The organism is Streptomyces javensis (assembly GCF_039525925.1).
GTDB lineage: Bacteria > Actinomycetota > Actinomycetes > Streptomycetales > Streptomycetaceae > Streptomyces > Streptomyces asiaticus.
Genome location: NZ_BAAAIF010000056.1, coordinates 1 through 12,624, shown reverse-complemented (window position 1 = coordinate 12,624; position 12,624 = coordinate 1). Strand labels below are relative to the sequence as shown.

Sequence of the window (12,624 nt, the reverse complement as noted above, 5' to 3'; positions counted from 1 at the left end):
GTGGCATGAGTCACAACACGCCGCTGTCCCCCCGCCCCCTCCACCACCTCTCGGACGTCCAGCGCCGGGTCCTGACGACACGCCAGCTGCGCGAGCACGGTGTGACCGCGTCCGTCGCCGCCGAGCGCTGCCGGGCCGGCGGGCCCTGGCAGCAGATCCTGCCGGGCGTCCATCTGCTCCACCCGGGCCCGGCGACCAGCGAGGAGCGGCTGCTGGCCGCGCTGCTGTACACCGCGAGCCGCGGCCAGGCGGCCGACGGGTCGGCGCCGGGCGGCGGCGAGCCGGGCGGCGAGGCGATGATCACCGGGTTGGCGGCGCTCGCCCTGCGCCACTTCTCCTCCGCTCCCCCGCTGGCCTCCCTCGACCACATCGACGTCCTGGTGCCGCGCACCCGGCGGCTGCGCGCCACCGGCTTCGTCCGCTTCGTCCGGGCCGGCACCCTGCCCGCCCCCCAGTACCTCGCGGGGGTGCCCACCGCCCCGGTGGCCCGCGCCCTCGCCGACGCCGTCGCCCGGCTCACCGACGCCGTACTGGTCCGCAGGCTGCTCACCGAGTCCGTGCGCCACGGCCACTGCGAGGCCGCGGCCGTCGTCGCGGAGCTGAACTCGGCCCGGCTGCTGTCCCGGCCGCATGTCGTGGACGCCGTGGACGCGCTGCTCGCCGAGGGCCGGGCGATCGCCGAGGGGCGGCTGTACGACATGGTGCGCGGCCACCACCTGCCCGAGCCGCTGTGGAACGTGGAGCTGCGGCTGCCCGGCGGGCCCGCCCTCGGCGGGGTGGACGCCTACTGGCGCGAGCAGGCGGTGGCGGTGGAGATCGACGCCCGGGCGCCGCGCCAGGACGAGGAGGTCTGGCGCGGCGGCTTCGGCCGCAAGCGCGAACACCTGGAGCGGCTCGGGATCACGGTCGTGCGCGTGACCCCGAAGCGGCTCCGGGAGTCACCGGAGGAGCAGGCCGCGGTGGTCCGTACCGCCCTGATCGCGGCGGCCGACCGCGAACCGGCCCCCTACCTGGTGGTCCTGCCGCGCTGAAGCGCCCGCCGGACGGCTCAGGGCTTGCGCAGCAGCAGCTCGGTGTTGCGGTCCGTCGAGTCGCCGGCCAGCTTCTGGCTGGCGCCGGGCGCGTTGAAGGACAGCTCGCGGTAGAGGGCCGCGAGACCGGTCTGGGACAGGTCCGAGAAGTCGGTGCGGTGCGGCGCGGCCGACTCGATGAGCGTGGTGAACAGGGAGATCGTGCCGTCGTGGTTGTCCACGACCTCGAACACCCGGGCCAGCTGGGGGAAGTCCACATGCGAGGCGGTGGTGATCTCCCAGAAGGTGTCGTGCGGAGTGATCTCGTTCTGGTGGCTGTGGCCGTTGATCCAGGCCAGCACCTTGGGGTGGCGCTGGAAGAGGGCGACGACCTCGTCCCCGCCGTGCCGGGCCTCGCCCGGACGGTCCGGGTCGTGGTTCATGTTGTTCAGGCTGCGGCTGTAGTGGTGGCTGAAGACGATCACGTAGTCGTCCTTGTGCGCCTTCAGCGTCCGCTCCAGCCAGCGCAGTTGGGCGGTGCCGAGCGAACCGGTGTAGTGGCCGCCCGGGTCGGTGGTGTCCAGGCTGATGCCGATCATGTTCTCGGAGATCCGGAACGAGTAGTAGAGCGTGCCCTGCTCGAGGTTGGCCTTGGTGTAGCCGTGGCCGACCGGACCGGAGCCGGTGGCGGCCGGGTCGAGGTGCGCGGCCAGGTACTCGGACTGGGTGAAGGGCGCGCGGCGCTCATCGGGGGTCACCGTGCGCATGTCCTTGGCGTGCGCGTCCAGCAGAGCCTTCAGGTCCGCGCCCTTGGGGTCGGCCCCCTTGCGCGTCCCCTTGTAGATCGTCTCGGCCTCCGCGGCCGGGATGATCTCCAGCTTGCGCTTCCCGGTGGCGAAGTCCGTGTAGTAGTCGTGGCCGAGCGAGTAGACACCGCCCGCCAGATCGTCGTGGTTGCCGATGGTGGAGTACCACGGCAGCCGCAGCCCGGGGCTGTTGACGGTGCGCAGCGCGGCCTCGAGGAAGCCGTCGATGCGCGGGAAGCCGGCCTTCTTGTCGGCGTCGCGCAGCGCCTCCTCGGGGTGCCAGAACTCCTTGAGCCCGCTGTTCTGGACGCCCTCGTAGCGGCGCGGATCGCCGGTGTTGGGGGTGATCCGGCCGCCGTTCATGGCGGTCAGGAACCAGTCCAGCTCGATCTTGGCGTTGTTGTCGGTGTTGTCGCCGGTGGTCATGACGAACGACAGCGGCGCCCCGGTGGCCGGTCCGCCGCGCAGCCCGTTGATCCGCTCGATGAGCGAGGCGACCCCGGCGATGGTCAGCGCCTCGTGCGGCCGCCACGCCCCGGCGCGCCCGGAGCGCAGGAACTCGTAGCGCATCGGGTGCTGGACGTCGGTCAGATGCAGATCCGTGAGCTGGACGAACGAGGCGAGCGCGGTGCGCCGGTCCTCGCGGCCGCCCTTGGCGCCGGTGATCTCGGTGCGGACCTCGCGGGCCCAGGCGGGGCCGTCGGCGAGCCGCCGGTAGCCGGTGGCGCCGTGTGCGGCCGAGAACGTCTCCAGCGTCGTACCGGCCGTCGAGGGCGCCGCCGGGGCCTGCACCACCCGGCGGCCCGCGGCGTGCGCGGTGGCGGGCTGCGAGGCACCGGCCGAGCCGCTGCCGGGACCGAAGGCGATTCCCAGGCCGGCCGTGGCACCGGTGGCGGTGGCGGCGGCGAGGAAGGTGCGCCGGTCGAGGGTGGCGACGGCAGCTGCGGCGGACCGTACGGACCGTATGCGGGACATGCGCGATCTCCCCGAGTGGACACGCGGTGACGGGCGGGCAGCGACGCTGCCCTCACCTCGGATCGTTGGCATCGGGGATGGCTTGGGAGTGAACGAGACGGCAACGCGGGTCGCCGATCTCCACACGTGGATCTTGGCGGTGGCAAACGGTCATCGCGCCCTTGTGAACAGGAATTCTTCCGCTCACTCGGCGTTCATCGGATCTGGGAACCGCCCCCGCCATATCCGGGATCAGCCCCCGCCGTGGGAAAAATCACGGGACGGTAACGGACCCGCCTGAGACACTTGCCAGGAGGGTAGGCGCCTCGAACAGGCACAACCAAGGAAAAGGGCTGATATGAGGATCGGAATCGTCGGAGCGACCGGCCAGGTCGGCGGAGTGATGCGCAGGGTGCTCGCCGAGCGTGATTTCCCGGCCGAGCAGCTGCGGCTGTTCGCCTCCGCCCGCTCGGCCGGCCGTACGCTCCCGTGGCGCGGCACCGAGATCACCGTCGAGGACGCCGCCACGGCCGACTACTCCGGTCTGGACATCGTCCTGTTCTCCGCGGGCGGCGCCACCTCCAAGGCGCTGGCCGAGAAGGTCGCCGCCCAGGGCCCGGTCGTGATCGACAACTCCTCGGCCTGGCGGATGGACCCCGAGGTGCCGCTGGTCGTGGCCGAGGTCAACCCGCACGCCGCGGTGGACCGCCCCAAGGGCATCATCGCCAACCCGAACTGCACCACGATGGCCGCCATGCCGGTGCTGCGCCCGCTGCACGCCGAGGCCGGGCTCACCGCCCTGGTGGCCACCACCTACCAGGCCGTCTCCGGCTCCGGTCTGTCCGGCGTGGCCGAGCTCGACGGCCAGATCCGCAAGACCGCCGACCGCGCGGCCGAGCTGACCCACGACGGCGCGGCGGTGGACTTCCCCGAGCCCGGGGTGTACGCCCGCCCGATCGCGTTCAATGTGCTCCCGATGGCCGGGAAGATCGTCGACGACGGCCGGTTCGAGACCGACGAGGAGCAGAAGCTCCGCAACGAGAGCCGCAAGATCCTGGAGATCCCGGAGCTGAAGGTGTCCGGCACCTGTGTCCGGGTCCCGGTCTTCACCGGCCACTCGCTCCAGGTGAACGTCCGCTTCGAGCGTCCGATCAGCGTGGAGCGCGCCTACGAGCTGCTGGCCGCGGCCCCGGGCGTGGCGCTCTCGGAGATCCCGACCCCGCTCCAGGCGGCGGGCCAGGACCCCAGCTATGTGGGCCGGATCCGGGTGGACGAGACGGTCGAGCACGGTCTCGCGCTGTTCCTGTCCAACGACAACCTGCGCAAGGGCGCGGCGCTGAACGCGGTGCAGATCGCCGAGCTGGTGGCGGCCGACCTGAGCTGACGCCCGCGTCTCGGCTCACCGGGGGAGCGGCCCGGCGGCCACTCCCCCGGTGGGCGAAATATCCACCGGCACTGACCGTCCGACGTGCGAGGATGGCCATCCGCCTGACGCATGGCGTACCGCACATGACGAACGGGAGTTAGCCGACGTGCCTGGCACCAACCTCACAAGGGAGGAAGCGCAGCAGCGGGCGCGCCTCCTCACGGTGGACGCGTACGAGATCGAACTGGACCTGAGCGGCGCCCAGGAGGGCGGTACCTACCGCTCCGTGACCACGGTGCGCTTCGACGCCGCCGAGGCGGGCGCGGAGTCGTTCATCGACCTGGTGGCGCCCACGGTGCACGAGGTGGTGCTGAACGGCGACGCGCTCGACCCGGACGAGGTCTTCAAGGACTCGCGGATCGCCCTGCCGGGGCTGCTGGCCGGGCGCAACGAGCTGTGCGTGGTCGCTGCTTGCGCGTACACCAACACCGGTGAGGGGCTGCACCGCTTTGTCGACCCCGTCGACCAGCAGGCGTACCTCTACACCCAGTTCGAGGTGCCCGACGCCCGCCGGGTGTTCGCCAACTTCGAGCAGCCCGATCTGAAGGGCACGTTCCAGTTCACCGTGACGGCGCCCGAGGGCTGGACGGTGATCTCGAACTCGCCGACGCCGGAGCCGAAGGACAACGTCTGGCGGTTCGAGCCGACCCCGCGCATCTCGACGTACATCACCGCGCTCATCGTCGGCCCGTACCACAGCGTGCACAGCTCCTACGAGAAGGACGGCCGCTCGGTGCCGCTGGGCATCTACTGCCGTCCCTCGCTCGCGGAGTACCTCGACTCGGACGCGATCTTCGCGGTGACGCGGCAGGGCTTCGCGTGGTTCGAGGAGAAGTTCGACTACGCGTACCCGTTCGCCAAGTACGACCAGCTGTTCGTACCGGAGTTCAACGCGGGCGCGATGGAGAACGCGGGCGCGGTGACCATCCGCGACCAGTACGTCTTCCGCTCCAAGGTGACGGACGCGGCGTACGAGACGCGCGCCGAGACCATCCTCCACGAGCTGGCCCACATGTGGTTCGGCGACCTGGTCACCATGGAGTGGTGGAACGACCTGTGGCTGAACGAGTCGTTCGCCACCTACACCTCGATCGCCTGCCAGGCCCACGCCCCGGGCAGCAGGTGGCCGCACTCGTGGACCACCTTCGCCAACTCCATGAAGACCTGGGCCTACCGGCAGGACCAGCTGCCGTCCACCCACCCGATCATGGCCGACATCAACGACCTGGACGACGTCCTGGTCAACTTCGACGGGATCACGTACGCCAAGGGCGCCTCGGTGCTCAAGCAGCTGGTCGCGTACGTCGGGATGGACGAGTTCTTCCGTGGCGTCCAGGCGTACTTCAAGCGCCACGCCTACCAGAACACCCGGCTGTCGGACCTGCTCGGCGCGCTGGAGGAGACCAGCGGGCGCGATCTGAAGACCTGGTCCAAGCAGTGGCTGGAGACGGCGGGCATCAATGTGCTGCGGCCGGAGATCGAGACGGACGCGAGCGGCACGGTGACCTCCTTCGCGGTGCGGCAGGAGGCCCCCGCGCTGCCGCCGGGCGCCAAGGGCGAGCCAACGCTGCGGCCGCACCGCATCGCCATCGGGCTCTACGACCTGAACCCGACCGGCAAGCTGATCCGCTCCGAGCGCATCGAGCTGGACGTGGACGGCGAGCTGACCCAGGTGGAGCAGCTGACCGGCACGAAGCGGTCCGCGGTGATCCTGCTCAACGACGACGACCTCACCTACGCGAAGGTCCGGCTGGACCCGGACTCGCTGGCCGTGGTCACCGAGCACCTCGGCGACTTCGAGGAGTCGCTGCCGCGCGCGCTGTCCTGGGCCTCGGCCTGGGACATGGTCCGCGACGGCGAACTGGCCACCCGCGACTACCTCGCGCTGGTGCTCTCGGGCATCGCCAAGGAGTCGGACATCGGCGTCGTCCAGTCGCTGCACCGCCAGGTGAAGCTGGCCCTGGACCTGTACGCGGCGCCGGACTGGCGTGAGACGGGCCTGGCCCGGTGGACCGAGGCCACGCTGGACCACCTGCGGGCGGCGGCGCCGGGCAGTGACCACCAGCTGGCCTGGGCGCGGGCCTTCACCGCGACCGCCCGCACCGACGCACAGCTGGACCTGGTCTCCGGGCTGCTCGAGGGCACCGAGACGATCGAGGGCCTGACCATCGACACCGAGCTGCGCTGGGCCCTGCTGGAGCGGCTCGCCGCCACGGGTCGGGCCGACGAGGCCGCCATCGCGGCGGAGCTGGAGCGCGACAAGACCTCCGCGGGCGAGCGCCACGCCGCGACGGCGCGGGCCGCGCGGCCGACACCACAGGCCAAGGCGGAGGCGTGGGCGTCGGTCGTGGAGAGCGACAACCTCCCGAACGCGGTGCAGGAAGCCGTGATCGGCGGCTTCATCCAGACCGATCAGCGGGAGCTGCTGGCGCCGTACACGGAGAAGTACTTCGCGGTGGCGAAGGACGTCTGGAACAGCCGCAGCCATGAGATGGCGCAGCAGATCGTGGTGGGCCTGTACCCGGCGCTCCAGGTCTCGCCGGAGACCCTGGACGCCACGGATGCGTGGCTCGCGTCCGCCGAGCCGACGGCGGCGCTGAGGCGTCTGGTGACGGAGTCGCGGGCAGGCATCGACCGCGCCCTCCGCGCGCAAGCCGCGGACGCGGCGGCGGGCTGACCGGGTGCGGCGCCGTGCGAGGCCATACGCCCCGCACGGCGCCGCGAATGCGTTGTTTCGTGTTGTGGGCAATCGTTCCGCGAGGGGGCACCTCCCAGCGGTAGCTGGGGGAGGGACGGGTGGGCACAACCCACCCACCGGGCCGCACCCGGAAGCGATGCCTCAGCCAGGGATTAGCGCAGCCGGTGCGGGCACGCCCATCTCTGGTCAACGTTTCGTTGCCGGGTACCGGCCGGTGGCCGGTTTGTGCCCACCCGTTCCGCCCCGGCGGAACGATTGCCCACAAACCGGCTAGCTGGGGTCTCGTAAGGCCAGGCGGGCCATTTCGCCGTATTGGTGGAGGAGGTCCGGGTACGCATCCGCGGCGACCCGGAGCCAGCGCTCCGCCTCCTCCGTGCGGCCCAGCCCCCGCAGGGCTTGCGCCAGCCAGTACGGCGCCTCCTCATGCTCCCCCTCACACGCCATCCGCAACAGCGGCTCCGCCTCCGCACACGCACCCCGCCGCACCATGCTCCGCCCCGCCAGAAACGCGGGCGGAACGAGACCGCTGCGCGCGGCGCGCACATACCAGCGCTCGGCGTGCTGCGGATCCCCGCCGCGCTCCTCCGACGTCCAGCCCAGCCACCACGCGGCGCGCCCGTGCCCCAGGTCGGCCGCCCGGCGGAACCAGATCTGGGCGGTACGCCGGTCCCCGGCCTCGTCGTGGATCCGGCCGATGTCGTACGCCGCACCGGCGTCGCCCTCCGCCGCCGCGGGCTCGTAGTACGGCACCATCCGCAGCCCCTTGGCGCCGCCCCCTTCGTACAGCATCCGTCCGAGGGCGAGCAGGGCACGCGGGGTGCCCGCCTTGCGGTACCACTCGGCGGCCTCCGGGAGCCGGTACAGCCGGTCCAGGGCGTCGGCGTACGCGAACCAGGCGTCCGGGCCGCCCTCCTCGGCGCGACCCCGCAGCCCGGGCAGCCGCTCCTGCCACTCGGCGGGCGGCATCCGCTCGGGGTCGGCCCGGATCGCGGCGATGTCCCGAAGCGCCGCGGCGATCCGCTCCTCACTCTCGTCGACACCGTCGACACCGTCGACCCCCGTGGCCCGCAGCCACCGCTCCGCCTCCGCCAGCCGCCGCTGCCGCACACACAGCACCCCGAGGTTGAAGCAGGCCCACATATGGCCGCCGTCCGCCTCGTCGGCCGTGCGGTACCACTCCTCGGCGGTGCGGAGCTCGCCGTTCTCCTCCGCCCAGACGCCGAGGACGTACGCCGCGCCGTCGTAGCCCCGCTCATGGGCGCGTTCCACGAGGGCGCGGGCCTCGGCCCAGCGGTTGTCGTCGCGGGCGATGAAGAGGGCCTGGTCCACCAGCGCCTTGGCGCCGCCCACCGCGGCCGCGCGGGCGTACAGCGCCTCGGCCTCCGCGACCATCCGGGGGTAGCGCTCGAACATCGCCCTGCGCTCCGGGTCGAGCAGCTCGCGCAGCGCCTCGTACGCCTCCTCGGGGTCGCCCTCGGCCTCCGCCCGGGCGAGGGCGGCGCGCCAGCCCTCCAGGTCCCTCAGCATGCCCTGGATGGCCCGCCGGCTGTGGGCGGCGACGTCGTCGCCCTCGGCGGACGCCTCGGCCAGCCGCGCGAGCGCGGTGTCCCATTCGCCGCGCGCGGCCAGCAGCACGGCGCCGTTGGTCTTGCACTCCACGCTGCCGAGCGCGGCCCCGTGCTCGTACCACCGCTCGGCGCCGGCCGTGTCACCGGCCTCCTGAAGCAGCCGGGCCAGACCGAACGCACAGCCGCCGTCGCGATCGGCGGCCGTGCGGTACCACCGCTCGGCCTCGGCGAACTCGCCGCGGTCCTTGTGGCAGATCGCGAGCGTGCGCGAGGCTTCCGCGTCCCCGGCGTCGGCGGCCCTGGCCCACCAGGGCAGGGCCTCGTCCAAGCGGCCCCGGCCGGTGAGGAGTTCGGCGTAGGCCCGGTACGCGCCCGGCTTCCCGGCCGCCGCCGCGGCCCTCAGCCGGGCCGCGTCGGCTTCCGGATCCACCGCCGCATCTTGCGATGAATGTTCGACCATCACCCGATGGTGCCAGAGTGATCAAGCCCGTTCGGCACGGGCCCTGCGCCGGGCCAGCAGCGCCTCGCGCTTCTCGTCGAACTTGGTGGCCTGGTCGTCCAATCCGCCCATGTAGAGCCCCAGTTCCTCCTGCGCCTTGAGACCCTCGGGACCGAGCCCGCCGATCTCCAGGACCTTCAGGAAGCGCAGCACCGGCTGGAGGACGTCGTCGTGGTGGATGCGGAGGTTGTAGATGCCGCCGATGGCGATCTGGGCGGCGGCGCGCTCGAAGCCGGGCATCCCGTGGCCCGGCATCCGGAAGTTGACCACCACATCGCGGACGGCGCACATGGTCTGGTCGGGGGCCAGCTCGAACGCCTTCCCGAGCAGGTTCCGGTAGAAGATCATGTGCAGGTTCTCATCGGTGGCGATGCGCGCCAGCATCCGGTCGCAGACCGGGTCGCCGGAGTGATGGCCGGTGTTGCGGTGCGAGATGCGGGTGGCCAGCTCCTGGAAGGCGACATACGCCACGGTGTGCAGCATGCTGTGCTGGTTGTCCGATTCGAAGCCCTCGGACATGTGCTCCATGCGGAACCGCTCCAGCTGCACCGGGTCGACGGCGCGGCTGGTCAGCAGGTAGTCGCGCATCACGATGCCGTGGCGCCCCTCCTCCGCCGTCCACCGGTGCACCCAGGTGCCCCAGGCGCCGTCCCGGCCGAAGAGGGTCGCGATCTCGTGGTGGTAGCTGGGGAGGTTGTCCTCGGTGAGGAGGTTGACCACGAGAGCTATCCGGCCGACCTCGCTGACCTTGGACTGGTCGGGCGCCCATGCCTCGCCGCCCATGATCCCGTCGAAGTTCCGGCCGTCGCTCCACGGGACGTACTCGTGTGGCATCCACTCCTTGGCGACCTTCAGATGCCGGTTGAGCTCGGTCTCGACGACCTCTTCGAGTGCGTACAGGAGCTGGGTGTCGCTCCAGACGGCCTGACCGTGGCGGTGGGAAGGGGCAAGTGTCACGGTGGGGGCTCCAGGGGACGGGGGCGACGGGCTATACCTACGGCCCCGTAGGTTACGACACCGTAGGTTAAAGCGAAAATAAACAGGCCAGGGCCTATGGATGGCACGCGGTGAACTCGGTGTGACGCGCCCCCACTTGGCGGTCCGGCCCGACGGGCCGCACACGACAAGGCCGACGGGGCCGCACACAACAGCCGCACACGACAAAAGCGCCCCGGCCGGATGGCCGGGGCGCTCCGCAGCGGCGTGCGCGCTTCGTCGATCGATCGCGTCAGTCGGTCTGCTTACGGGACTTCCTGTCTCCCGCCATCACCAGACCCGCGATCACCAGGAACAGGATGATCGGAGCAGCGACATAGAGGCCCAGTGTCTCGGCGACACTCAGGCCCGGACCCGGGTCGTCACCGTCGTCGCGGGTGAGCGCGAACGCGGGAGACGACATCAGCAGCATCGCCGTCGTCGCGGCGATGACTGCACCGGCGCGCACGGCGTTCTTTTTGACCTTGTTGCTCACGGACTCAAGTTATCCGACGCCCTCCGGCGCCGCGTGTCCGGGGTGGCCTTAACACGGTGCTGAGATGGCCATGACACGGTGCCGTTATGGCCATGACACGGTGCTGTGGTGGCGATGACACGGTGCTGTGGTGGCCATGACGCGACCCCGGGATCGTCGGCTCAGCGGCGGGCCGCCTCGCTGAGGTGGACCGTGGGCGGCAGCAGCCGTGGCGCGGCGCGGGAGGCGAGGACGCGTATCCGCAGCCCGTCGGCGGTGACGGGCGCGGCCAGCGGAAGGATCCGCCGGGCCCCGATGGTCGTCCCGGAGGCGATGTCGCGCCACGTTCCCGCCACCCGGGCCTGCACGGTGAACTCCTCCACCCGCTGTCCCTGGCGGATGTCCTCGCCGAGCCGCACCCGGTCGAAGGTCACCGGATGGCCGGCCGTCGGCCGGGAGCCGGTGCCGTATGTCGTCCTTACGGCCTTGCCGAAGGCCGTAAGGGAGGCAATATCGGCGTCGTCGATCCGGCCGTTCTTGGCGGGCCCCACGTTGAGCAGCAGCGAGGCGTTGCGGCCCACGCTGCGCTCGTACAGCGACATGAGCTGGTCCGGGGTCTTGGGCCGCTCCGCGGGGTCGTGGAACCAGCCGGGGCGGATCGAGACATCGGCCTCGGCCGGGTACCACTGGAGGTAGCGCACGCCCGGCGCGGTCAGCTTCGCGCGCGAGCCGATGTCGGCGTCGGTGGAGTCATTGGGCAGCCCGCCGCCGATGACCGTCCACGGGTCGACCGCGGACGGGGTCACCGACCACTCGGTCTCCCGGGCGATGCCGTCCTCGTTGCCCACCCAGCGCACGCCCTGGGCGCCCTGGAAGATCACGGACTTCGGGGAGAGCGCGTGTATCAGCTCGAACCAGTTCCTGACGTTGTAGTTCTGGGTCACGCCCGCACCGCCCCAGGGGTTGGCGCCGTCCATCCAGAACTCGTCGATGGGGCCGTACTGCGTCAGGATCTCGTAGATCTGGTTGAGGTAGTACGCGTCGTAGTCGTCGGCGGCGAAGCGGAAGCTGGGCAGCGCGCCGGAGGCGACCTTGTCCGCCCGGTCGTCACCGGGGACGAGGGTGGGGATGGTGCGCTCGGTGGGCCTGCTGCCGTTGCCGTAACGGCCCTGACCGGCGGGCGCGCGGTCGCCGTCCTCCAGGGCCATCCGCTCGGGCAGCGACAGCTCCTCGCCGTTCTGCTGCTTCTCGCGGATCTTCTCGACCCACTGGGCGTGCCAGGCGTGCGGCAGCTCGGCGCCGTCCGCGGGCGAGAGGTACACCCCGACCTTGAGCCCCGCCTTACGCGCGGCCTTGACGTACGCGCCCAGGACATCGCCCTCGGGGTTCCGGCCGCCGGGCCCCTTCGTCCACCAGGGGCTGGCCTCGACGTCGTGGCCGGTGTAGCGGCTCGGGTAGAGCGTGAATCCGTCGTGGTGCTTGGCGGTGAGCATGACCTGCTTGGCCCCGGCGGCCTTGTACGCCCGCATCCACTGGTCCATGGCGAGCTCGGGCGGGTCGAAGAGCTTCTCGTCCTCGGCCCCGGAACCCCACTGGCGGCCGGTCATGGTGTTCATGCCGAAGTGGGTGAAGGCGGTGACCTCACGCTGCTGCCAGGCCCGCTGCCCGGGGGTGGGGACGGTGTGGGCGGCCTTGTCGATGATGCGGGCGGGCGTGTCGCAGTCCTCGACGATCTGCTGCGGTGCGGGGGTGACGGGCCCCTCGCATCCGGCCCGCGCGGGGGCCTGCCCGGCGGCCTGCCCGGCTGCCTGCGCGGGGGCGGGAGGGACGGCGGCGGCCGCGAGGGCGGCCAGGGCGAGGGCGCGAAGCACGAGCAGCGCACGCCGCCGTCCGCGGGTTCCGCGGATGCCGGGCGTTCCGTCCAGAGGTCGGGCCATGGTCCCCTCCAGGTCTCCGATCGGCATTGATCGGATCTCTATGGCGGTGTCCATGACAGCCTGACAGAGGAGAGGCGTTCTGGGGAGACTGCGCACCGCAGAGGTCCCACCTATGGGATGGGGCAGCCACACGCCGGTACCCCACCGCGCGGCAGGGGGCTCCGCCCCTGGCCCCCGCCCGGGGTCCGGACCACGGCCCCTGCGCCCGGGCCGGGGGGACCCCGCTCCGGGGGTGGGGTCCGGGGCGGAGCCCCATTGGCGGGGCCGGGGGCGGAG

General features: G+C 71.7%; 8 protein-coding genes. 3 read left to right on the top strand and 5 right to left on the bottom strand.

The features are described 5' to 3' along the window. The first annotated feature begins 5 nt into the window (after positions 1-5). Positions 6-1,031 (top strand): hypothetical protein, encoded by a 1,026-nt coding sequence (locus ABD329_RS34940; RefSeq protein ID WP_198277094.1) that lies wholly within the window; start codon positions 6-8, stop codon positions 1,029-1,031. A gap of 17 nt (positions 1,032-1,048) precedes the next feature. On the opposite strand, the gene ABD329_RS34935 is transcribed toward ABD329_RS34940, so the two are convergent. Then, positions 1,049-2,791, bottom strand: a complete 1,743-nt coding sequence (locus tag ABD329_RS34935; RefSeq protein ID WP_198277093.1) for a TIGR03767 family metallophosphoesterase — start codon at positions 2,789-2,791, stop codon at positions 1,049-1,051. A gap of 337 nt (positions 2,792-3,128) precedes the next feature. On the opposite strand from ABD329_RS34935, the gene ABD329_RS34930 reads away from it, so the two are divergent. Both ABD329_RS34930 and pepN read left to right on the top strand, forming a co-directional pair. Next, positions 3,129-4,154: an aspartate-semialdehyde dehydrogenase gene (locus ABD329_RS34930; protein ID WP_198277092.1), complete on the top strand. Its 1,026-nt coding sequence runs from the start codon at positions 3,129-3,131 to the stop codon at positions 4,152-4,154. A gap of 148 nt (positions 4,155-4,302) precedes the next feature. Further along, positions 4,303-6,873 carry an aminopeptidase N gene (gene pepN / locus ABD329_RS34925; RefSeq protein WP_198277091.1) on the top strand — a complete coding sequence of 857 codons (2,571 nt, stop codon included), beginning with the start codon at positions 4,303-4,305 and terminating at the stop codon, positions 6,871-6,873. Positions 6,874-7,164: 291 nt separating this feature from the next. On the opposite strand, the gene ABD329_RS34920 is transcribed toward pepN, so the two are convergent. From ABD329_RS34920 to ABD329_RS34905, 4 genes are all read right to left on the bottom strand, one after another. Then, positions 7,165-8,892, bottom strand: a complete 1,728-nt coding sequence (locus ABD329_RS34920) for a tetratricopeptide repeat protein (RefSeq protein WP_309142717.1) — start codon at positions 8,890-8,892, stop codon at positions 7,165-7,167. A 51-nt stretch (positions 8,893-8,943) separates the two neighbouring features. Next, positions 8,944-9,918 carry an acyl-ACP desaturase gene (locus ABD329_RS34915; RefSeq protein WP_198277090.1) on the bottom strand — a complete coding sequence of 325 codons (975 nt, stop codon included), beginning with the start codon at positions 9,916-9,918 and terminating at the stop codon, positions 8,944-8,946. Between the two features lie 271 nt (positions 9,919-10,189). After that, a complete protein-coding gene (locus ABD329_RS34910) occupies positions 10,190-10,432 on the bottom strand; it encodes a hypothetical protein (protein WP_014060726.1) in 243 nt (80 codons plus the stop codon). Between the two features lie 161 nt (positions 10,433-10,593). Beyond that, the gene (locus tag ABD329_RS34905) at positions 10,594-12,348 is read right to left on the bottom strand and encodes an alpha-L-fucosidase (RefSeq protein ID WP_344317407.1); all 1,755 of its coding nucleotides are present in this window, start codon (positions 12,346-12,348) and stop codon (positions 10,594-10,596) included. Between the last annotated feature and the right edge of the window lie 276 nt (positions 12,349-12,624).

What these genes read in the sequence shown, in the direction of transcription:
- ABD329_RS34940 (WP_198277094.1), top strand. Translation starts at nt 6, where the DNA reads ATGAGTCACAACACGCCGCTGTCCCCCCGCCCCCTCCACCACCTCTCG.
- ABD329_RS34935 (WP_198277093.1), bottom strand. Translation starts at nt 2,791, where the DNA reads ATGTCCCGCATACGGTCCGTACGGTCCGCCGCAGCTGCCGTCGCCACC.
- ABD329_RS34930 (WP_198277092.1), top strand. Translation starts at nt 3,129, where the DNA reads ATGAGGATCGGAATCGTCGGAGCGACCGGCCAGGTCGGCGGAGTGATG.
- ABD329_RS34905 (WP_344317407.1), bottom strand. Translation starts at nt 12,348, where the DNA reads ATGGCCCGACCTCTGGACGGAACGCCCGGCATCCGCGGAACCCGCGGA.